General features: G+C 68.9%; 18 protein-coding genes. 15 read left to right on the forward strand and 3 right to left on the reverse strand.

Annotation, left to right across the window (positions count from 1 at the left end; genetic code table 11):
* Positions 1–180 precede the first annotated feature (180 nt).
* The 6 genes from ABD210_RS31450 to ABD210_RS31475 are packed head-to-tail and all read left to right on the forward strand — an operon-like array spanning position 181 to position 9,747.
* Positions 181–1,563: an MFS transporter gene (locus ABD210_RS31450; protein WP_344116572.1), complete on the forward strand. Its 1,383-nt coding sequence runs from the start codon at positions 181–183 to the stop codon at positions 1,561–1,563.
* The gene (locus ABD210_RS31455) at positions 1,560–3,671 is read left to right on the forward strand and encodes a molybdopterin oxidoreductase family protein (RefSeq protein WP_344116574.1); all 2,112 of its coding nucleotides are present in this window, start codon (positions 1,560–1,562) and stop codon (positions 3,669–3,671) included. The genes ABD210_RS31450 and ABD210_RS31455 overlap by 4 nt, the downstream gene beginning before the upstream one ends.
* Positions 3,668–7,588 (forward strand): nitrite reductase large subunit NirB, encoded by a 3,921-nt coding sequence (nirB, locus tag ABD210_RS31460; protein WP_344116576.1) that lies wholly within the window; start codon positions 3,668–3,670, stop codon positions 7,586–7,588. The genes ABD210_RS31455 and nirB overlap by 4 nt, the downstream gene beginning before the upstream one ends.
* Positions 7,585–7,929, forward strand: coding sequence for a nitrite reductase small subunit NirD (gene nirD, locus ABD210_RS31465; RefSeq protein WP_344116578.1), 345 nt, complete (start codon positions 7,585–7,587; stop codon positions 7,927–7,929). The genes nirB and nirD overlap by 4 nt, the downstream gene beginning before the upstream one ends.
* Entirely contained in the window at positions 7,922–9,046 is a 1,125-nt protein-coding gene (locus ABD210_RS31470; RefSeq protein ID WP_344116580.1) for a uroporphyrinogen-III synthase, read from the forward strand. The genes nirD and ABD210_RS31470 overlap by 8 nt, the downstream gene beginning before the upstream one ends.
* The gene (locus ABD210_RS31475) at positions 9,043–9,747 is read left to right on the forward strand and encodes a sirohydrochlorin chelatase (RefSeq protein WP_344116582.1); all 705 of its coding nucleotides are present in this window, start codon (positions 9,043–9,045) and stop codon (positions 9,745–9,747) included. Before ABD210_RS31470 ends, ABD210_RS31475 begins: the two co-directional genes overlap by 4 nt.
* A 273-nt stretch (positions 9,748–10,020) precedes the next feature.
* On the opposite strand, the gene ABD210_RS31480 is transcribed toward ABD210_RS31475, so the two are convergent.
* Complete coding sequence (locus ABD210_RS31480) at positions 10,021–10,425, reverse strand: MerR family transcriptional regulator (RefSeq protein WP_344116584.1); 405 nt, start codon at positions 10,423–10,425, stop codon at positions 10,021–10,023.
* A 73-nt stretch (positions 10,426–10,498) separates the two neighbouring features.
* Between ABD210_RS31480 and ABD210_RS31485 the strand changes: the two genes are divergently transcribed.
* Positions 10,499–11,665 (forward strand): acyl-CoA dehydrogenase family protein, encoded by a 1,167-nt coding sequence (locus ABD210_RS31485; protein WP_344116586.1) that lies wholly within the window; start codon positions 10,499–10,501, stop codon positions 11,663–11,665.
* Positions 11,666–11,735: 70 nt separating this feature from the next.
* Positions 11,736–13,262 carry an acyl-CoA carboxylase subunit beta gene (locus ABD210_RS31490; RefSeq protein WP_344116588.1) on the forward strand — a complete coding sequence of 509 codons (1,527 nt, stop codon included), beginning with the start codon at positions 11,736–11,738 and terminating at the stop codon, positions 13,260–13,262.
* Here the strand turns inward: ABD210_RS31490 and ABD210_RS31495 are convergent.
* Positions 13,259–14,191 carry a phosphotransferase family protein gene (locus ABD210_RS31495; RefSeq protein WP_344116590.1) on the reverse strand — a complete coding sequence of 311 codons (933 nt, stop codon included), beginning with the start codon at positions 14,189–14,191 and terminating at the stop codon, positions 13,259–13,261. The genes ABD210_RS31490 and ABD210_RS31495 overlap by 4 nt on opposite strands.
* 54 nt (positions 14,192–14,245) lie before the next feature.
* Here ABD210_RS31495 and ABD210_RS31500 point away from each other — a divergent pair, with 54 nt between their 5' ends.
* Both ABD210_RS31500 and ABD210_RS31505 read left to right on the forward strand, forming a co-directional pair.
* Positions 14,246–14,956 (forward strand): maleylpyruvate isomerase N-terminal domain-containing protein, encoded by a 711-nt coding sequence (locus ABD210_RS31500; RefSeq protein WP_344116592.1) that lies wholly within the window; start codon positions 14,246–14,248, stop codon positions 14,954–14,956.
* 9 nt (positions 14,957–14,965) lie between these two features.
* Positions 14,966–15,733: an HpcH/HpaI aldolase family protein gene (locus ABD210_RS31505; RefSeq protein WP_344116594.1), complete on the forward strand. Its 768-nt coding sequence runs from the start codon at positions 14,966–14,968 to the stop codon at positions 15,731–15,733.
* Here the strand turns inward: ABD210_RS31505 and ABD210_RS31510 are convergent.
* Positions 15,730–16,803, reverse strand: coding sequence for a CobW family GTP-binding protein (locus ABD210_RS31510; protein WP_344116596.1), 1,074 nt, complete (start codon positions 16,801–16,803; stop codon positions 15,730–15,732). The genes ABD210_RS31505 and ABD210_RS31510 overlap by 4 nt on opposite strands.
* A 261-nt stretch (positions 16,804–17,064) precedes the next feature.
* On the opposite strand from ABD210_RS31510, the gene ABD210_RS31515 reads away from it, so the two are divergent.
* Genes ABD210_RS31515 through ABD210_RS31535 form a run of 5 tightly spaced genes read left to right on the forward strand, consistent with a single transcriptional unit; the run spans position 17,065 to position 20,603 of the window.
* Positions 17,065–17,916: a type IV toxin-antitoxin system AbiEi family antitoxin domain-containing protein gene (locus ABD210_RS31515; protein ID WP_344116598.1), complete on the forward strand. Its 852-nt coding sequence runs from the start codon at positions 17,065–17,067 to the stop codon at positions 17,914–17,916.
* 10 nt (positions 17,917–17,926) lie between these two features.
* Positions 17,927–18,097 (forward strand): hypothetical protein, encoded by a 171-nt coding sequence (locus tag ABD210_RS31520; RefSeq protein ID WP_344116600.1) that lies wholly within the window; start codon positions 17,927–17,929, stop codon positions 18,095–18,097.
* Between the two features lie 9 nt (positions 18,098–18,106).
* Entirely contained in the window at positions 18,107–19,318 is a 1,212-nt protein-coding gene (locus ABD210_RS31525; RefSeq protein ID WP_344116601.1) for a GNAT family N-acetyltransferase, read from the forward strand.
* 20 nt (positions 19,319–19,338) lie between these two features.
* A complete protein-coding gene (locus ABD210_RS31530; protein ID WP_344116602.1) occupies positions 19,339–20,094 on the forward strand; it encodes a DUF4129 domain-containing protein in 756 nt (251 codons plus the stop codon).
* Positions 20,091–20,603 carry a hypothetical protein gene (locus ABD210_RS31535; protein ID WP_344116604.1) on the forward strand — a complete coding sequence of 171 codons (513 nt, stop codon included), beginning with the start codon at positions 20,091–20,093 and terminating at the stop codon, positions 20,601–20,603. The genes ABD210_RS31530 and ABD210_RS31535 overlap by 4 nt, the downstream gene beginning before the upstream one ends.
* The last annotated feature ends 1 nt before the right edge of the window (position 20,604 follow it).

Here is a 20,604-nt window from a genome sequence, read left to right on the forward strand (position 1 = left end):
TCGGACGGCCAGCCCCCGGCCTCCGTGACCGCCGCGGCGACGCGAACCGACTTCTCTCACCACCCGCCGGGAGGTGTGCGGTACCCGTTTCGACGGCGTAACAACGAGATGACCACTCGGAAACACCCCGGTCATAGCGTCCTGGCCTAATCAGTGAGGTCGGATGATCGGAGACGAACGATGACGCTCGACGCACGGCCGGACGTAGTCACTCCGCGCGAGCACGCCGGTGCGGTGGGTACTGTCGAAACACCCCGCCGCGGGCGGTGGGTCGACGTCTGGGACCCGGAGGACGCCGGTTTCTGGGCCGGGAAGGGGCGCCGGGTGGCGCGGCGCAATCTGTGGCCCTCGATCTTCGCCGAGTTCCTCGGCTTCTCGGTCTGGCAACTGTGGAGCATCGTGGTGGTCTCGCTGCCCGCGGCGGGGTTCTCCTACAGCACCGACCAGATGTTCTGGCTGGTGGCGCTGCCGAGTCTGGTCGGAGCCACCCTGCGGCTGCCGTACACGTTCGCTGTGCCGAAGTTCGGCGGTCGCAACTGGACGATCGTCTCCGCGCTCCTGCTGCTGATCCCGTCGACGGGTCTCGCGTACTTCGTCAGCAAGCCGGACACGCCGTTCTGGTTGATGGCGCTGGTCGCGGCCACCGCCGGGGTGGGCGGCGGCAACTTCGCCAGCAGCATGACGAACATCTCCTTCTTCTTCCCCGAGCGGGACAAGGGCTTCGCGCTCGGGCTGAACGCGGCCGGCGGCAACCTCGGCGTGGCCGTGGTCCAGCTCCTGGTGCCGATTGTGATCGTCGCGGGAGCCGGTCTGTCGCTGGACCGGGCCGGGCTGATGTGGCTGCCGCTGATCGCGCTGGCTGCCGTCCTGGCCTGGAAGCTGATGGACAACCTGTCCGTCGCGACCTCGTCGTTCCGCGCCTCGATCGCAGCGGCGAAGCGGCCGCACACCTGGGTGATCTCCTTCCTCTACATCGGCACGTTCGGCTCGTTCATCGGCTTCTCGGCGGCGTTCCCGCTGCTGATCAAGACCACCTTCCCGGAGCTGGCGGCGGTCAAGATCGCGTTCCTCGGCGCGCTGGTCGGATCGGTCGCGCGGCCCTTCGGCGGCAAGTTGTCGGACCGGGTCGGCGGCGCCTGGGTGACGGTCTGCGCGTTCGTGGTGATGGGACTCGGCATCCTGTCGGCGATCGTCGCGCTGAAGGCGGGCAGCTTCCCCGGCTTCCTGATCAGCTTCCTGGTGCTGTTCGTGGCCAGCGGCGCGGGCAACGGCTCGACGTACCGGATGATCCCGGCGGTGTTCCGGCGGACCACGCTGGACCTCGACGGCAGGCCGGACCTGGTCCGGGCTCGCCGTGAGGCGGCCGCCTGCATCGGGATCGCGTCCGCGGTCGGCGCGTACGGCGGGTTCCTGGTGCCGCGCGGTTTCGCGATGTCCAGCAGCCACTTCGGCTCGCTGATCCCGGCGCTCTACAGCTTCTGCGGCTTCTACCTGATCTGCCTGGCCCTCACTTACTTCTGCTACCTGCGTCGGGGTGGCCCGCTCAGCCAGGAGCGCGTGTGACGGCAGTAGGCACTCATTGCCCGTACTGCGCGTTGCAGTGCGCGACGACGCTGCACCCGGTCGGGCGGCCGGGTGCGGTTGCCGTGCAACCTCGCGACTTCCCCACCAACCGGGGCGGGCTGTGCCGGAAGGGCTGGACGGCTCCGGAGGTGCTGACTGTGCCGGACCGGCTGACTCGTCCGCTGGTCCGCGACGCCGCCGGCGAACTGGTCGAGACGAGCTGGGACGAGGCGCTGGATTTCGTTGCTGACCGGATCCGCGTGCTGCAGGCCGCGCACGGGAATGACGCGGTGGCGGTCTTCGGCGGTGGTGGTCTGACCAACGAGAAGGCCTACGCCCTGGGGAAGTTCGCGCGGGTGACTCTGAGGACCTCCAATGTGGACTACAACGGCCGGTTCTGTATGTCGTCCGCTGCCGCCGCGACGAATCGCGCTTTCGGGGTCGACCGTGGACTGCCCTTCCCGCTGGAGGACCTTGGCGGTGCTGGCGCGATCCTGCTCGTCGGCAGCAACCTGGCCGAGACGATGCCGCCCGCGGTCGCGCACTTGAAGGCCGCCCGGGCCGCCGGCGGCTTGATCGTCGTCGACCCACGCCGTACTGCGACCGCCGGGCTCGCGGAGGACGGCGCCGGGGTCCACCTGCAGGCGACTCCGGGGAGCGACCTGGCGTTGGTGCTGGCACTTACTCACGTGATCTTGCAGGAAGGGCTTGGCGACACGGCCTACCTGGAAGCGCGCACGGATGACCCGGACGGGCTGTATCGGTCCACCGCGGCCTGGTGGCCGGAGCGCGCCGAGCGCATCACCGGCGTACCGGCTTCGACCATCAGGCAGGCAGCGCGCGTGCTTGCGGCGGCTGCGCCGATGCATGGTGGTGCGGGTGCCTTCATCCTGACCGGGCGTGGCGCCGAGCAGCACAGCAAGGGCACGGACACGGTCACGGCCTGCATCAACCTCGCCTTGGCGCTCGGGCTTCCTGGTCGGCTCGGTAGTGGCTATGGCTGTATCACCGGCCAGGGGAACGGCCAGGGTGGTCGCGAGCATGGGCAGAAGGCTGATCAGCTTCCGGGGTACAGGAGCATCGCCGATCCCGCGGCACGGTCGTATATCGCCGGCGTCTGGGGAGTCGAGCCGGACGAGCTGCCAGGGCCTGGGCGTAGTGCGGTTGAGCTGATCAACGCACTCGGTACGCCGGACGGCCCGCGTGCGCTCCTGGTGCACGGCAGCAATCTGGTGGTGTCCGCGCCGCGGCTGGCCTCGGTCCGGGAACGCCTTGCAGCGCTGGATCTTCTGGTGGTGGCGGACGTGGTTCCGTCCGAGACCGCGTTGCTCGCCGACGTGGTCTTCCCGGTGACGCAGTGGGCCGAGGAGGAAGGCACGATGACCTCGCTCGAGGGACGCGTGCTGCGGCGGCGGGCTGCCGTACCAGCGCCTGGTGAGGTGCGGAGTGACCTGGCGGTGTTCGCCGGGCTTGCTGAGCGGCTGCGGCCGTCGATTCCGTTCTCCACTGATCCGGCGGAGATTTTCGAGGAACTGCGGGCTGCCAGCGCGGGCGGGATCGCGGACTACTCCGGGATCAGCTGGTCTCGACTGGATGCGGGCGAGGCGCTGTTCTGGCCTTGTCCGGCCGAGGACCACCCCGGGACGCCTCGGTTGTTCGCGGACACCTTCGGTACGCCGGATGGCCGGGCGCGGGTTATAGCCGTTGACCATCAGCCGGTGGCGGACGATCTCCGCGACGACGCACCGTTATATCTCGTCACCGGGCGGCTGTTGCAGCACTACCAGAGTGGGGCGCAGACGCGTCGTGTTGCGGAGCTGACCGAGGCCGAGCCGGAGGTGTTCGCCGAGATCCATCCGCGGGTCGCCGCGCAGTTGGGTGTCGCGGACGGTCGGCCGGTGCGGCTCGCGACGGCGCGGGGTTCGATGGTTCTGCCCGCGCGGGTGACCGCCGACGTACGGCCTGACACGGTCTTCGTGCCGTTCCACTACGGCGGCGAAGGCAGCGTGAACGAACTGACCAACGACGCCCTGGACCCGATCTCGCGCATGCCCGAGTTCAAGGTCTGCGCAGTCGACCTGACGCCGGCGTGGGCGGTTGTCAGATGACCGCGCGGGTCGTGATCATCGGCGGCGGCATGGCCGGCACCCGGCTGGCCGAACTGCTGGGGGACAAGTACGACGTGGTTGTCCTCGGCGACGAGGGGTTCTACAACCGCAGTCGGCTGACCGAATACCTCGCAGGGCGGGCGCCCGAACCCGTTATAACCAAGGGCGATCTCGCCGCCGTGGTCAGCGTCGACCGGGCCGCACAGGTTGTAACGGACGACCGCGGTCGCGAGTCGGCCTACGACCACCTGGTCTTCGCCACTGGCGCGGAACCGGTCGTTCCTCCTGGGATCGAGGGCTTCCAGACCCTGCGGACAGCCGCCGACGCGACCGCGATCGTTCAAGCCGCGGAGCACGTACGCCGTGCGGTGGTTCTCGGTGGTGGTGTGCTCGGAGTGGAGACGGCTTGTGCTCTGCGCGAGCGCGGCATCGCGGTGACGCTGGTCCACGACGGCGAATCCCTGCTGGACAAGACTGTCCGGCCCTCCGCGGGCCGACGAATCACCCGCGAAGTCCGCGAACTCGGCATCGAAGTACTCCTCAACACCACCGTCACCTCCACTGACCTACGGCAGGGTCAGTTCCGGGCGGCTCACCTGAGCAGTGGCAGCACCGTCTTTGGTGAGCTGTTGGTGGTTGCCTGTGGTGTGAAGCCCCGTGTTGACCTGGCAATCGCTGCAGGACTGACGATCGGTTCCGCCTGCGGCATCGTTGTCGATGACAGGTTGACGAGCCCGGCGGATCCTCGCGTGCATGCCATCGGCGACTGTGCCGAGTTCGACGGGCTGATCTCCGGCACAGTTGCTTCCGCCTGGGACCAGGCGCTCGCACTTGCGGACTACCTCGCCGAGGGGGCGTCGTACCAGCCTGGGCCGGAGGTCGTTCGGCTGACGGCAGGTGGGCTGGATGTGTTGGCGCTCGGGCGGCTGGATGGCGAGTGGGCCCGGGATGAGGTTGTTCGCCTGGTTGATGAGCGGCGGTCTGTGCGGGCGGTGGTCCGGGATGGGGTGGTTCAGGCTGCGGTGGTGGTCGGGGCGCCGGAGGTTGCGGCTGAGTTGATGTTGTTGGCCGATCGGCGAACACCCGTGGCCGCTGAGTCGTTGCTGACGGCACCTGAACCGCCGAGGAAGAGGTTGTTGACAGTTTGCCGGTGCAACGGCGTGACCCGGGCCGCGATCGAGACTGCTTGGAAGGCGGGTGCCGACAGCGTGGACGGCATCGCGGCGAAGACCAGAGCTACCACAGGGTGCGGCAGCTGTGTGGGGGCTGTCGGCAACGTCCTCGGCCAGTTGCGGCGTGGCGAGACCGAACCCGTTCCGACCAGGAGGGCAACCATGACAGAGCTGAACCAGGCCCGGCACTTGGTGATCGTCGGGGGCGGCATGGTCGCGCACCGGTTGGTGGAGGCGCTGCGCTCCCGCGATACCGGGATCGATTGGCGCATCACTGTCCTCGCCGAGGAGCCACGGCAGCCCTACGACCGGGTGGCCCTGACGAGCTACTTCTCAGGTCGCGATCCCCAGGACCTGTCTCTCGGTGAGCCCGACCTCTGGACGGACCCGGCGGTGACGTTGCGCAAGGGCGTCACGGTGGCTGCCCTCGACGTCGACAATCGGACTGTCCGGACCACCCGCGACGAGCTGATCCGTTACGACGAGCTCGTCCTGGCGACCGGGTCGAATGCGTTCGTGCCGCCGGTCAAGAACAGTGACGCGACCGGGTGCTTTGTCTACCGGACGATCGACGACGTCGCCGCGCTGCGCGTCTATGTGGAGCGGCTGCGATCCGAGGGCAAGGACGTCCACGGTGTCGTCGTCGGTGGCGGTCTGCTCGGTCTCGAGGCGGCCGGCGCGCTCAGGGCGTTGGGTGCCGCGACCAAGGTGGTCGAGTTCGCGCCCCGGCTGATGCCGTTGCAGGTCGACGAAGGTGGCGGCAGCGCGCTCGCGAGGCTGATCCGCGAACTCGATGTCGACGTGCTCACCGCCACCCAGGTCACCCGGGTGAAGACGACCTCCCAGGGTGCCGCCCGCGCGATGGCCGTTGCCGACGGCCCGGATCTCGAAGCGGACGTGGTCGTCTTCGCGACCGGCGTCCGGCCGCGCGACGAGCTCGGCCGGGCCGCCGGGCTGGCGATTGGCGAACGCGGCGGTGTCGTCGTGGACGACAGCTGCCGTACTTCGGTACCGGGCGTCTGGGCGATCGGTGAAGTCGCGTGCATCGAGGGGCGCGTTTGGGGCTTGGTTGCCCCCGGCTACGCGATGGCCGAGATCGTGGCGGACCGCCTGCTGGCTGGCGAGGCAACCTTCCCCGGCGCGGATTCCTCGACGAAGCTGAAGCTGCTCGGTGTCGACGTGGCCAGCTTCGGTGACGCGTTCGGCGCCACTGAGGGCGCACTCGACATCGTGTACGCCGACCCGGTCGCGGGGGTCTACAAGAAGCTCGTGCTGTCCGACGATGCCCGCACGCTCCTCGGCGGAATCCTGGTCGGCGACGCGTCGGCGTACTCGGGTCTGCGGCCGATGGTGGGGCGTGAGCTCGGCGCCGACCCCGGATCATTCCTGCTACCGGAAGGCTCCCGGCCCACCAAGCTGGAGCTCCCCGACGATGCGCCGGTCTGTTCGTGCAACAGCGTTTCGGCCGGCACGATCAGGTGCGCGGTTCGCGACGACGGTTGCGATGAGCTGAAGTCGCTCTGCGGCAAGACGAGGGCCGGCACCAGCTGCGGGTCCTGCCTTCCCATAGTCAAGAACCTGCTCGACTCCGAACTCGCCGCCGCTGGTGTCGAGGTCAGCAAGGCGTTGTGCGAGCACTTCGCGTTGTCTCGCGCCGAGTTGTTCGACGTCGTACGAGTGACCGGGCTGCGGACCTTCAGCGAGATCGTCGAACGGCACGGAAACGGACGCGGCTGCGACATCTGCAAGCCCGTGGTCGCGTCGATCCTGTCGAGCCTCGACCCGGCCGGGCACGTGCTCGACGGCGAACGCGCCACCCTGCAGGACACCAACGACCACGTGATGGCGAACATCCAGAAGGACGGTACGTACTCCGTCGTGCCGCGGATCCCGGGCGGCGAGGTGACACCCGAGGGGCTGATCACGATCGGCGAGGTGGCGCGGGACTTCGGCCTGTACACGAAGATCACCGGCGGCCAGCGGGTCGACCTGTTCGGCGCGCGGATCGAGCAACTGCCGGCGATCTGGAAGCGGCTGGTCGATGCCGGGTTCGAGTCGGGCCATGCCTATGGCAAGGCGCTGCGCACCGTGAAGTCCTGCGTGGGATCGACCTGGTGCCGCTATGGCGTGCAGGACTCGGTCGGGCTGGCGATCGCACTCGAGCTCCGCTACCGCGGGCTGCGATCGCCGCACAAGCTCAAGCTCGGGGTCTCCGGTTGCGCCCGCGAGTGTGCTGAGGCGCGCAGCAAGGACGTCGGCGTGATCGCGACCGAGAACGGCTGGAACCTGTACGTCGGGGGCAACGGCGGGATGACACCGCGGCATGCGCAGCTGCTCGCGTCCGACCTGACCGAAGACCAGTTGCTGCAGGCAATCGACCGCTTCCTGATGTACTACATCCGCACCGGGGATCGGCTGCAGCGCACTGCCGTCTGGATCAACGAGATCGAGGGCGGCCTGGACCACGTCCGCGACGTCGTGCTCAACGACAGCCTTGGTATCGCGGCCGACCTGGACGCGGCGATGGCCGCCCACATCGACTCCTACGTCGACGAGTGGCAGGCCACCTTGCGGGATCCCGAGAAGCTGGCCCGGTTCGTCTCCTTCGTGAACGCCCCGGACCAGCCCGACGCCGACCTGCGCTACGTGGTCGAACGCAACCAGCCGCGGCCGGCGACCCCGGCAGAACGCGGACAGATGGGACCGGTCCCGCTGGCCGGTCCCCGACTGGAGGTACGCCGATGAGTGTTCCGACGATGGCTGCCACAGCAGTTTGCGGGTACGCCGCGCTGCTGCCGGAGCGAGGTGTCGCCGCCCTGATCGGGCAACGGCAGATCGCCTTGTTCCGCACGCATGACGGCACGGTCTATGCGCTGGACAACCATGACCCGTTCAGCGGCGCCAACGTGATGTCGCGCGGCATCGTGGGAAGCCGCGGCGACGTGCCGACGGTGGCATCCCCCATGTTCAAGCAGGTGTTCGACCTGCGCACCGGGATCTGCCTGGACGACCCGGACGTGACGATCCCGACGTACGGAGTACAGCTTGTCGACGGCCAGGTGACGGTGAGCATCGGTGATGACTAGGCCGGGTCCGTTGAGCGGGTGCACGCTGGCCGTGACCGCTCATCGCCGGGCGGACGACCTGATCGCGTCGTTCGAGCGGCGCGGCGCGAAGGTGCTGCACGCGCCCACCCTGCAGATCACGCCGGTCTCCGACGACCACGCGCTGATCGAGGCGACCCGGCGGGTGATCGCGAACCCACCGGACGACGTCATCGTCACCACCGCGGTCGGATTCCGCGGCTGGGTGGAGGCGGCGGACACCGCAGGGCTTGCCGCTGACCTGCTCGGCACGCTCGAGCAGTCGCGGCTACTTGCCCGAGGCCCGAAAGCGCGCGGCGCGATCCGTGCCGCCGGATTGGTCGAGCACTGGTCGGCCCGGTCGGAGACGACAGCCGAGGTGGTCGACTGGCTGCGGGACCAGGGCGTGGTCGGCCGGAAGATCGTGGTGCAGCTGCATGGTTTGTCGGATCCCGCGCTGCAGGATGCGCTGCGATCTGCCGGCGCTTCCGTGCGCGGGTTGGAGGTGTATCGCTGGGGACCGGCGCCCGATCCCGCTGTGGTCGAGCGCGTGATCGGGCTGATTTGCACCGGCAACGTCGATGCGGTCGTGCACACGTCGGCGCCGGGCGCCCAGGCTCTGCTGGATGCTGCTGCTCTGACCGGGCATTACGACGCACTGGTGACTGCTTTGCGAACGGGGCGGGTGCTGAACGCCTGTGTCGGGCCCGTCACCGCGCAACCCTTCGGGGCGTTGGGGTTGGAGCCGCTCATCCCCGACCGCTATCGGCTGGGTGCGCTGATCCGGATCGTGACCGACCGGCTCACCGACGACAACGCGCGCTCGATCGAGACGGCCTTCGGTCAGCTCGTGATCCGTGGCGGAGCGGCCGTGCTCGATGGAGTGGTGCTACCACTCGGACCCGGGCCACGCGCGGTACTGGCTGCTCTTGTCGCGGCGGGCGGTGACGTGGTCTCGCGGCCGGACCTGCTCGCGGTTCTGCCCGGCGCTGAAGATGTGCACGCCGTGGAAGTGACCGTGAACAGGCTCCGTACTGCGGTTGGCCGGCCCGAGCTGGTTCGTACGGTGGTGCGGCGGGGGTACCGCCTTGCCGTCGAGCCGGTGGCCCTGCCGACATGACTGCCGACATGACGGCCGACCTGATCGCGGCCGCGCACGGGACGGCGGATCCCCGGGGTATTCGCGAGGTCCATGCACTGGTTCGCGAGCTGGGCCGGTTGCGTCCCGAAGTACCGATCTCGCTCGGCTTCGTGGACGTCGACGTACCGGCGCTGCCGTCGCTCGTGCGGCGAGTGGTTGCCGATAGCAACCAGGCGGTCGTGGTGCCGCTGTTGCTGAGCAGCGGCTACCACGTGGCCGTGGACGTCGCGGGCGAGGCGGCTCGGTGGCCCGGGCGCGTGGAGGCGGCCGCGGCGTTGGGGCCGGATCCTGTGCTGGTCGAGGTGCTCGCCGATCGGTTGGGCGATCTGCGCCGGGTGGATCGGGTGGTGCTGGCGGCAGCCGGATCCTCGGATCGTCGCGCGTTGCTGGATTGTTCGGCGACGGCGGCGATGTTGGCTGCTCACGTGGGCCGGCCGGTCGAGGTCGGCTATGTGTCCGGTGCGGGACAACGCCTCGCGCCGGTGCTGGGTCGGTGTAAGGACCGGGTTGCGGTGGCGACCTACCTCCTGGCGCCGGGGTTCTTCGCCGATCGGGTTCGGCGCCTCGCGGGTGATCGCTTCGTGAGCGACCCGCTCGGCGCCGATCCGCGCATCGCCGCACTGGCTCTCAGGCGTTATGACCAGACTCGTGTTCGGGTTCAGGCGCCGGCCGGTCGGTAGGTGGCGATGACGACGCCGGTCGTCGTGGTGCTTCGAGGCGCGCGGATTGGCCGGCTCTGGGGACCGCGGACACCTCGTGGGGCCCTGGGTCAGGCTATTTCGTGTCCGAGGTCCCCGTCTGGTGTCCGAACCCCCGACATCTGGCCCGATCGGGGTGTGGGGTCCACCCGGAGCCCGGTGTACCGACGGCAGGTACCGACGGCAGGTGCTGACGGCGGAGCAGCGGGAGGTGGTTCGTGCAGACGCTCAGCGCCGCCGGGGCCGGTCTGCGCCTCAGGGCGTACGAAGACGCGATCTGAGCGCGGACAGGTCTGTCTCGCAGCGGCGTTCGACCTCGGCTAGTTCGACGAGGGTTTCGTCGATGTCGCGGCGCCGTTGCTCCAGTTCGGCCCGGCGGCTGCCGATCTGCTCGAGCAGGTAGACGAGTTGCCCCTCCTCGCCGGGCTCAGCGTCGTACATGTCGACGATGGTGGAAATCTCGTCGAGGCTGAAGCCGAGGCGCTTGCCGCGCAGGATCAGGCCGAGCCGGACCCGGTCGCGCGGGTGGTAGACACGGACCGTGCCGCGGCGCTCGGGGGTGAGCAGCCCGCGGTCCTCGTAGAACCTGATCGTGCGCAGGGTGACGTCGTACTCCGCGGCCAGTTCGGCGATCGACCACGTCTGAGCATCCAGAGCCATCCGGTCATTGTGCACGTGTCGATCATGCTTTACGTTTACGTAAGCGTCAATCACGAGCGAGCGGGAGCAGGCCATGTCGTACGAGCTGTCCGAAGAGCACCGGGAGTTCGCCCACAGCGTGCGCGACTTCGCCCAGGCCGAGATCGCGCCGCATGCCGCCGAGTGGGACCGCAAGCACTACTTCCCCGTCGAGACGGTGCAGAAGATGGGCGCGCTCGGCCTGTTCGGGTTGACCGCGCCGGAGGAGTTCGGCGGCTCCGGCGGCGACTTCACCAGCCTCTGCGTCGCGATCGAGGAGATCTCGAAGGTCGACCAGTCGATGGGCATCACGCTGGAGGCGGCGGTCGGGCTCGGCATCAACCCGATCCTGACCTACGGCACCGACGAGCAGAAGCAGCAGTGGCTGCCGGAGCTGGTCGAGGGCCGTCGGCTGGCCGGGTTCGGCCTGACCGAACCGGAGTCCGGATCCGACGCCGGTGCGACGAAGACCCGGGCTGTGCTCGACGGGGACGAGTGGGTGATCGACGGCTCGAAGCAGTTCATCACCAACTCCGGCTCCAGCATCACCTCGGTGGTGACGGTGACCGCGCGGACCGGGGAGAAGCCGGACGGTCGCCCGGAGATCTCCGCCATCGTCGTGCCGACGGGCACGCCCGGCTTCCTGGCAGAGGCGGCGTACGACAAGCTCGGCTGGCACGCCAGCGACACGCACCCGCTGTCCTTCAGCGGCTGTCGGGTGCCCGCCGCCAACCTGCTCGGCGAGCGTGGGAAGGGTTTCGCGCAGTTCCTGGCGACCTTGGACGACGGCCGCGTCGCGATCGCGGCGGTCGCGCTCGGCTGCATCAAGGCCTGCCTGGAGATGTCGGTCCAGTACGCCGGCGAGCGCAAGACGTTCGGAGTACCGATCGGGGCCAAGCAAGGGGTCGCCTTCCAGATCTCCGACCTGCAGGTGATGGCCGACGCGGCCGAGCTACTCGTCTACAAGGCGGCCGCGCTGAGGGATGCGGGCGCTCCGATGAAGGAGTTCAAGCAGGCCGCGTCCGTCGCGAAGCTCTACGCGACCGAGTCCGCGGTCACCGCGACCCGGATCGCCACCCAGGTCTTCGGCGGCTACGGCTTCATGGAGGAGTACCCGGTGACGCGGTTCTACCGCGACGCGAAGATCCTCGAGATCGGCGAGGGCACCTCCGAGGTCCAGCGGATGCTCATCGCCCGCGGCCTCGGCCTCCCGGTCGAATAACCGCCTTGCGTCCGAATCACCGTGGGGCACGACCCGCACTTCTTCGGACGCAACAGGTAGAAAGGCTGTCATGAGGGATCACTGGACCGAGGTCAAGGTCGCGCGTGAGGCGACACTGGGGCCGCCCGAGAAGGCGGCGGCCAAGCTGGCCTCCCAGAACAAGCTGTACGTCCGGGACCGGATCGCGCTGCTGGTCGACGGGGGCAGTTTCGTCGAGGACGCCCAGCTGGCGAACGCGCTGAACCCCGGTCTGCCGGCCGACGGCGTGGTCACCGGCCGGGCTCTGGTCGACGGCCGGCCCGCGCTGCTGGTCGCGAACGACCCGACGGTCAAGGCCGGCTCCTGGGGTGCCCGGACGGTCGAGAAGATCGTCCGGATCACCGAGGTGGCGCTGCGCGACGAGCTGCCGATCTTCTGGCTGATCGACTCCGCAGGCGCGCGGATCACCGACCAGGTCGACCTCTTCCCCGGTCGACGTGGCGCCGGCCGGATCTTCCACAACCAGGTCGCGCTGTCCGGCAAGGTGCCGCAGATCTGCTGCCTGTTCGGCCCGTCGGCCGCGGGCGGTGCGTACATCCCGGCCTTCTGCGACCTGGTGATCATGGTCGACGGCAACGCCTCGATGTACCTGGGATCGCCGCGGATGGCCGAGATGGTGGTCGGCGAGAAGGTGACGCTGGAGGAGATGGGCGGCGCCCGGATGCACACCAGCGTGTCCGGCTGCGGCGACCTGCTCGCCGCCGACGACACCGAGGCGATCGAGCTGGCCAAGCAGTACTTCTCCTACCTGCCCGGCTCGTGGCAGGCCCGCCCACCCTCGTACGACGCGTCCGCGCCCGGGCGGGACTTCACCCGGGACCTGGTTCCGGTCGAGGAGAGCATCGGGTTCGACATCCACGACGTGATCGACGCGCTGCTGGACGCGGACACCTTCTTCGAGATCAAGCCGTCGTACGCCCCGGAGCTGGTCACCGGGTTCGGCCTGCTGGCCGGGCAGGTGGTCGGCATCGTGGCGAACCAGCCGGCCGTGAAGGGCGGCGTACTGTTCGTCGACTCCGCGGACAAGGCGGCCCGGTTCATCTGGTTGTGCGACGCGTTCAACGTCCCGCTGGTCTACCTGTGCGACGTACCGGGCTTCATGATCGGCTCGGAGGTCGAGCGGGCCGGGATCATCCGGCACGGCGCGAAGATGATCACCGCGGTGTCGGAGGCGACCGTGCCGACGGTGTCCGTGATCGTCCGGAAGGCTTATGGCGCAGGGCTTTACGCGATGTGTGGCCCGGGGTTCTCACCCGACGCGTGCATCGCCCTGCCGACGGCGAAGATCGCGGTGATGGGCCCCGAGGCGGCGATCAACGCGGTCTACTACAACAAGATCCAGGAGATCGCGGACGACACCGAGCGGGTCGAGTACGTCTCCAAGCTGCGCGAGGAGTACGAGACCGACATCGACATCCTCCGCCTCGCGGCCGACCTGGTCATCGACGCCATCGTCGAACCGGAGAACCTCCGCGACGAGCTGATCGCCCGCCTGGCCGCCGCCCAGACCAAGAACCGCCACTTCTCCAACCGCCGCCACGGGGTCCCACCCGTCTAGAAAGCCGTCAGGTGCTCGGCCATCTCGCTCAGGTAGCCGGCCAGGCCGGCGCGCCAGGCGTCGACCTTTATCTTCAGGGCAGGGTCCAGGTCGTCTTCGAGGTCCCAGCCGTCGAAATTGCCTTCGGTGTACCAGCTGAGGGCGCCGGTGAGGCGGTGGAGGGCGGTGTTGGTGGGGCGGGGGCCGTAGGTCTCGTAGAAGGGAGCGGGGAGTTGGGGCGAGCGGTCGATCAGGTAGATGTGCTCCTCCAGCGCGGCGATCTCCTTGGCGGGGTCGCCGACGTGGGTGTCGCCCCAGTCGATCAAGGTGGTCTGGGCCGGGCCGACGATGATGTTCGCGGGGTTGACGTCCCAGTGGAGCAAGGCGGTGGAGGCGTTGCGGAGCGGCTCGGCGTTCTCGTCGATCAGCTCGTGTAGGCGTGGCAGGTGGGCGACGACCACAGGCAGGTTGACCTTGAGGATGGGTTCCGCCTCGACCAGATGCTCGTGGAGTGCCGTCACCGGGTCTCGCGGTCGCAGGATCAAGCCATCTGCTTCGAAGATCCCGCTGAGCCTGCTCGGAAAACGAACAGCGTGCAGCTGGCGGAACGCAGTACCGGCTGAGCGCCAGTCGTCGTCGGACACGCGTCCTTCGTCGACCAGGGCGGACAGCATCTCGCCCGGGGCGTACTCGTAGAGGGTCGCGAACGAGTTGCCGCCGAGCAGTGCCGGCGCCGGGACATCGTGTTCGGCGAGAAAGCGTGCTTGGGCTAGTGGGAGAGGCCGGGATTCCTGCGGACGATGGCGCAGGACGACCTGCCGCGAGTCAGCGAGAGTCGCGTGCAGGATCTGGTGGTCGAAGCCGTGGCCGCGGACCGGGCGGAACGACACGACCGCGGGCAACCCTGCCGAGGCGACGACTTCGTGGAGTAATGCCTCGGTCGCCGTCATTGCCGCATTCTGCCCACAATTGGCTTGGGCGCGCGACGGGTTTAGGTTCGTTCCATGAGGGCTCCAGAGCGAGGCGCGCTGCCGTTGTGGCTCGCGGCGACGTTGGGCCGGACTTACGGCCGGCTGACCGAGACCGTGCAGGGCTTGACCGACGCCGACTTCCGAAGGCCGACCCGCTGCGAGGGCATGGAGGTCGGACCGCTGCTCGTGCATCTCCTGTACGACGCCGAGCGGGCGCTCGCCGCGTTCGCCACTCCCTCGACGACTGAGCCGGATCGCGATTTCGTCAGCTACTGGCAGGACTACCCGGCCCGGGCCGAGGATGCACCCGAGCCGGATACGAGCTTCGTGCGCACGGTCGCTTCGGCGTACCGGCATCCCTCGGAGACGCTCGTCGGCCACTGGCGCGAGTTGTCCGAAGCGGCCGCGCGGGCGGCCGCCGTCGCGCTGACCGACCATCACCGGGTGGTCAAGACCCAGGGTCACGTGCTCGGGGTCTGCGACGTGGTGGCGACGCTCGTGGTCGAGGCGACGGTCCACCACCTCGACCTGACCGTGCACCTCCCCGACGCGCCCGAGCCGGATCCGGAGGGCCTGCAGGTGACCGCCCGCACGCTCGACGGGTTGTTCGGCCCTGAGGCGTGGGACGTCATCGAATGGGACACGACGACCTATGTGCTCAAGGCAACCGGTCGCGTGCCGCTGGATGACCACGACGTGGACAGGCTCGGCTCCTACGTCACCCGGCTGCCGCTGATCGGGTAGAACGGCTGGATGAACTCGAAGGAATTCGCCGACCGGCTCCGCGCTCGTGAGTCCGTCGTCGGCTACTGGGTCACTATGGATGCGCCTGTTGCGACCGAGCGGATCGCGCGGGTCGGCTACGACTACGTGGTCCTCGACGGTCAGCACGGACTGCTCGGTATCCGCGGGCTGCTGGACGGCCTGATCGCGATCGAAGCCGGGGGGACGCCGACGGTGGGTCTGGTCCGGGTGGAAGCGAACAACGCCACTCCTATCGGTCGGGCGCTGGATGCAGGGGCAGCGGGGGTGATCGTGCCGTTGATCGACACCGCGGAGGACGCGGCTGCAGCGGTGCGGGCTGCGCGGTACCCACCCAGCGGGATCCGTTCTTTCGGGCCGACGCGAGCGGGGCTGCGCGTCGGGCCGGTACCGGCCGAGTCGGATGCGGCGACTGTGGTGCTCGCGATGATCGAGACGCGGCAGGGCCTGGAGAACGTGGCGGCCATCTGCGCGACACCGGGGCTGGACGGCATCTATGTCGGGCCGTCGGACCTCTGTCTCGCGGTAGGTGGCAGGTATCCCGGCGATCCTGAGGTGGCCGAGGCCTTCGACGCCGCGATCGAGCTCATTGCCCGGACCGCTGGTGAGGCGGGTATCGCCGCGGGGGTCCACACGCCGAGCGGTGAGGTCGCGAGGCGTCGGCTGGGCGAGGGCTACACCTTCGCGACGGTCTCGTCCGACCTCGACCATCTACAGGCCGCGGCCGCCGCCCACCTCGCCGCAACCGGCCTGCGTTAGAGGACGCCCGCGAAGGGGTCCTCGAGGGCTTGCCAGTCGAGGGTGGCGAGCTCGGATTCGGTGAGCAGGCAGGCGTCGAGGATCGCTTGCAGGCGAGCCGGATCCAGGCCTACTCCCGTCGCGACCACGGTGCACTCGGCGAGGTGTTCGGTGTCGGACCACTCGCCGAGCGTGCCGAGCGAGGCGCTGTATCCGGCGGACTCCCAGCGCACCCGTTGCGTCGGCCGGTTCGCGAGCCACACCACGCCGCGACTGCGAACCACGCCGTCGACGATGTCCTCCAGCGCGTCGTTCAACCGCGACGGGTGCAGCGGCCGGGTCGAACGCCACAGCACCGTGGTGACCCCGTCGCCACTGGGCTGAAGGCGATCCTCCGCGGCGAACTCACCAGCCCACGCCTCGGCCGCGGCGAAGTCGAACAGCCCGGTCCTTGCCACCGGACGACCCGGTACTCCGGCCGGGTCGGCGTCGACCACCGTCGTTCGCGGATTCAGGTGGACGAGCAAGTTGTGCAGCCGCTCGGGCGCCACGTTGCGATGGGCGTTCGCGAGCACGCAGATATCGGCGTACTCGATCTGGCGGGCGGTGAGTTCCGCAACGTTGCGCCGGTCAGGCGGCCCGAGCGCGAGACCACGTTCGTCGAGCAGTTCATCGCCGGACAGTTGCTCCACCAGGAGGACCGCGTCGACCACGCAGGTGACCGTGTCCACCTCGACTTCAGGCATCGTGCCAACCAGTGCGCTCGCCAACGGCCGCGCTTCCATGGCGGGCGGCGCAGCCAGTACTACGTGCTGCCAGCGCCCGCGCTCGAGGAGTGCCTCCAGCAGCGGCAGGAGCGACTCGATCAGCTGGCAGGCGCCACAGTCATCGCCGACGGTGAACTCACCGGAGTCGATCGGCCCGGAGGCGTCGAGCACGCGCCAGGACAACACACCCCGGCCGGGCAGTTCGTCCTGATCCACCACGACTGCCACGGTCGAACCATCCAGCATGGCGTCCAGCACAGGTTGGCGAAGCGTCGTCGAGAGCCCGACGAGCAAGGTCAGCGGAGTCTTCCGATGGGCGGCCATGCCCGCAGTATATGAAAACGGTTTTCATCAGTCCAGAGCTCGACCACAAGCACTTTCCCGTCCCGCCGGGCAATTTCGTGTGCTCCCGCGTCGCCCAGCCCAAGCTACGTACCGACCGACAGGAAGTACTACCCGTACTCCGGTACGCCGCGCGCCGGTTGAGCGTGATCGACCCGCCGGCGCGGGACCACTTCCTGTCGGCTGGTACGGGCTGTGGATGAAGCCGAGCGCCGATTCCTCCAAAGAGGGCAGGATCTGCGGGTGGATTCCCTCGACCAGGTGCTCATCAGCAAGGGAGGCTGCGCAACCTTTGCTGAGCTGGTCAAGGCAACGTCCAGGCGGCAACTCGCGGCGGCGGTGGAGCAGGGTGTTGTCGAGCGCGTGGCGCGCGGGATCTACGCGCGGCCCGACCGCTCGGTGGACTGGCGGACGGCAGTCGCGTACGACGGGGTCGTCTCGCACCTCAGCGCAGCGGACGCGTGGGACCTTCCCTTGCTCGTCCCGCCAGAGAAGCCGCACATCACCGTGCCCACCAAGCGTCGTCCGCGAACCGGCCCACCGGCAATTCTGCATTGGGCGCCGATCGCGGCCGGGGATCGCCCGAGCCGGATGACCTCGCTGGTCCGGACCGTGGTCGACTGTGCGCGGGTGCTGCCGTTCGGCGAGGCGCTTGCGGTTGCTGATGCTGCGCTCGCCAGCGGATTGACACGTCGCAACCAACTGATAGCAGCTGCTGAGGCGATGCGGGGACCTGGCCGGCCCAATGCCCGGCGGGTAACCGCTGCTGCCATCGGTATTGCTGACAGCTTTCTCGAGTCGATGCTGCGTGCCTTGTTGCTCGAGTCCGGGATCGACGGCTTCGAGCCGCAACTCCTGGTACAGCACGGATCCTTCCGCGCCCGGGTCGATCTCGGGCATCCGGGGGCCCGACTCGCCCTGGAGGCTGAGGGGTACCAGTTCCACGGGGCGCGGAGTGACTTCGCAGCGGACTGCCGCCGGTACGACGAGTTGGTGGCGGCGGGGTGGTTTGTCCTTCGGTTCACCTATGAGCAGGTGCTGTCGGATCCGGTCTGGGTGATCACCACGATCCGCAGCGCACTCGTCGGCCGCTGACCTCCACCTGATGCCTCGCCAGTTTTGGCGTACCGACCGACAGGAAGTGGTCTTCATATCCGGGGATCCTGCGGCCCGGCTGAGCGTGGTCGAGCAGAGCGCTGGGGACTACTTCCTGTCGGTCGGTACGCCACCGGCATTACTTGAAACCCTGGCGACGGGGGTCGCGGGGTTCTGGTAGGCAGGGGGTATGACGATCGAGATCGGGCGGTTCGAGGGTGACTGGACAGACTTGGTGCCGTTGCTGAACCTGGCGTTCGCGGCTCCTTGGAGCGAGGCGCAGCTGGAGGCGGAGCGGAAGATCTGGGAGCCGGAGCGGAGCATCGTCGCCACCGACGGCAAGGAGGTTGCCGGGCATACGTGTGCGCTCTCGCTGCGGATGTCGGTGCCAGGCGCTCAGTTGCCGGTCGCCGGGGTCAGCATGGTCGGCGTCAGCCCGACGCATCGCCGTCGCGGCATCTTGCGTGACCTGATGCGCCGGCAGTTGACCGAGTTGCATGACCAGGGCGCTGAGGCGGTCGCGGCGTTGACAGCGAGCGAACCCGTGATCTACGGGCGGTTCGGATATGGACTCGGCTCGGACCACCAGCGCATCACGGTGCCGAAGGTCTCCCGCGCACTCCGGTACGTCGAGGGCGTCGGGGACGTGCGGATCTCCTACGCCGACCCGGCCGAGTCGCTGGCAACCTGCACGAACCTCCACAACGCGGAGGCCGCCGACCGGCCGGGCATGTTCCAGCACGATGAGCGCTGGAGCAAGCATGTGATCGGCGAGAACGTCACCACGGATACCCGAAGCGCGTCGCCGCTGCGCTGCGTGCTGGCCTCGCGGGACGGCGAGACCACCGGGTATGCGTACTACCGGACCAAGCGCACTGACAAGGGCTTCGTCGACGTGAACCGCGTCCACGCGCGGGATCTGGCTTCTCGCATCAAGCTCTGGCAGTTCCTCCTCGACCAGGACCTGCTGAGCGAGACCACCTACGACCAACTGGCGAGTGACGACCCGCTGCTGACGCTGCTGGTCGACCCGCGGGCTCCGAAGGCGACCACCACGGACGGCATCTGGGTCCGGCTCGCCGATGTGGGGCGTGCGCTGGCCGGCCGGAGCTATGCGAGCGAGGTCGACGTCGTGCTGGGGATCGAGGACGACTTCTGCCCGTGGAACGAGGGGTCCTGGCACCTGACGGGTGGACCCGAGGGCGCGACCTGCGTGAAGACCGATCGCCCGGCGGACCTGCAACTCGGCGTACGGGAGTTGGGTGCGGTCTATCTCGGCAAGCCGTCGCTGGCCTTGCTGGGGGCGGCCGGTCTGGTGCAGGAGCGTACGTCGGGGGCGCTGGCCGCGGCCTCGGGCGCCTTCCTCGGCGAACGCTTGCCATGGCTCGACACGGGTTTCTGACGGCAAGTTAGTCTTCCGGAATGCAGCTCAGCCGACGCAGCGCCTCCGTAGTCGCTGTCGTGCTGATGATCGGGGTCGCGGCGGTTGCGCTCGTGGTGCTCGCGTCGGCGGGCGGCAGCGTTCGGCCGGTCAGTGAAAGCACGGTCTCGTCGTCGCCCAGGCCGCTGCCGACCGACACCAGGACGAGCTCGGTGACGCCTCCTTCGGCAGGCGCGTCGCGCTCGCCGAAGGAGGTCAAGCCGGTCGAGCTGCCGCGGTGGTTGAAGGCGCTCTGGGAGGCGGCCATCTATGTCATCGGCACCCTCCTCGCGCTGTTCCTGCTGCGGGCTCTCTACCGGCTGATCCGCAAGGTCGAGCTGCCGGAACTCGAAGACCAGGACACCGACTGGGAGCGGGTGAAGGTCGACCGGTTGGCCGAAGCCGTCGAGTCCGGCCTGGCCGCGGTCGAATCCGGTACTGCGACCGACGCGGTGATCGCGTGCTGGGTGGCTCTCGAGGATGCGGCTGCTTCCGCGGGCGCGGCGCGGCAGGCGTCCGAGACGCCGGCCGAGTTCACGGTCCGCGTGCTGGGCGTCGGCGGGATCTCGGAGCCCGAGCTGCTCCGACTGGCCCAGCTCTACCGTCAGGCGCGCTACTCGACCCACGGCTCCAGCGAGGAAGCCCGCAGCCAGGCACGGGCCGCGCTGCTCCGCCTACGCGACGAACTGGCCGCCGCGATGTCCCTAGCCGCGCAGTCCCGTGCTGCGCAGTCCCATGCCGGCGAGGCTGGCCGGTGAGGAAGGCTTTGCTGCAGCATCTGGGCGCCGCCGTGATCGGCAGTCTGCTGCTGATCGCGGCCTTCGGTGTCGCCGGAACGCAGCCCCGGCCACTGTGGTTCGTCGGGATGGCCCTGGCGATCGGGTTCGCCTCGCTCGCGATCCGGATGGTCGTCCCCCAGGTACTGGAGACGACCTGGCCCTCGCGGCAGGACGAGAAGTTCGCGGCGTCGCGGTCGCGGAACAGCGACAACCGCACCCAGTTCCTGGCCACCTGGGTGCAGGAAGCGGGTCGCGAGCGGCGCCCGGGTGAAGGTTCCCAGACGTTCGCTCGCCGGATCCGGCCGATGCTGCTGGAACTGACGACAGACCGGCTGGTGCACCGGCACGGGATCGACCCGCGGCTGGAGCCGGACCGCGCCCGGGCGCTGGTCGGCGACCAACTGTGGGCGCTGATCACCGGCACCGAAGTACGCACCGCGTCGTTCGCGGAGATCGAGCAAGCTGTTCAGACCATCGAGAAGCTGTGAG

The sequence above is a fragment of the Kribbella alba genome, assembly GCF_039529635.1.
GTDB classification, from domain to species: domain Bacteria; phylum Actinomycetota; class Actinomycetes; order Propionibacteriales; family Kribbellaceae; genus Kribbella; species Kribbella alba.

Coding starts and splice junctions, on each gene's coding strand:
- nirD (WP_344116578.1), top strand. CDS start 7,585: ATGAGTGTTCCGACGATGGCTGCCACAGCAGTTTGCGGGTACGCCGCG.
- ABD210_RS31520 (WP_344116600.1), top strand. CDS start 17,927: ATGCCTCGCCAGTTTTGGCGTACCGACCGACAGGAAGTGGTCTTCATA.
- ABD210_RS31490 (WP_344116588.1), top strand. CDS start 11,736: ATGAGGGATCACTGGACCGAGGTCAAGGTCGCGCGTGAGGCGACACTG.
- ABD210_RS31500 (WP_344116592.1), top strand. CDS start 14,246: ATGAGGGCTCCAGAGCGAGGCGCGCTGCCGTTGTGGCTCGCGGCGACG.
- ABD210_RS31525 (WP_344116601.1), top strand. CDS start 18,107: ATGACGATCGAGATCGGGCGGTTCGAGGGTGACTGGACAGACTTGGTG.
- ABD210_RS31495 (WP_344116590.1), bottom strand. CDS start 14,191: ATGACGGCGACCGAGGCATTACTCCACGAAGTCGTCGCCTCGGCAGGG.
- ABD210_RS31510 (WP_344116596.1), bottom strand. CDS start 16,803: ATGGCCGCCCATCGGAAGACTCCGCTGACCTTGCTCGTCGGGCTCTCG.
- ABD210_RS31475 (WP_344116582.1), top strand. CDS start 9,043: ATGACTGCCGACATGACGGCCGACCTGATCGCGGCCGCGCACGGGACG.
- ABD210_RS31450 (WP_344116572.1), top strand. CDS start 181: ATGACGCTCGACGCACGGCCGGACGTAGTCACTCCGCGCGAGCACGCC.
- ABD210_RS31485 (WP_344116586.1), top strand. CDS start 10,499: ATGTCGTACGAGCTGTCCGAAGAGCACCGGGAGTTCGCCCACAGCGTG.
- ABD210_RS31505 (WP_344116594.1), top strand. CDS start 14,966: ATGAACTCGAAGGAATTCGCCGACCGGCTCCGCGCTCGTGAGTCCGTC.
- ABD210_RS31480 (WP_344116584.1), bottom strand. CDS start 10,425: ATGGCTCTGGATGCTCAGACGTGGTCGATCGCCGAACTGGCCGCGGAG.
- ABD210_RS31530 (WP_344116602.1), top strand. CDS start 19,339: ATGCAGCTCAGCCGACGCAGCGCCTCCGTAGTCGCTGTCGTGCTGATG.
- nirB (WP_344116576.1), top strand. CDS start 3,668: ATGACCGCGCGGGTCGTGATCATCGGCGGCGGCATGGCCGGCACCCGG.
- ABD210_RS31470 (WP_344116580.1), top strand. CDS start 7,922: ATGACTAGGCCGGGTCCGTTGAGCGGGTGCACGCTGGCCGTGACCGCT.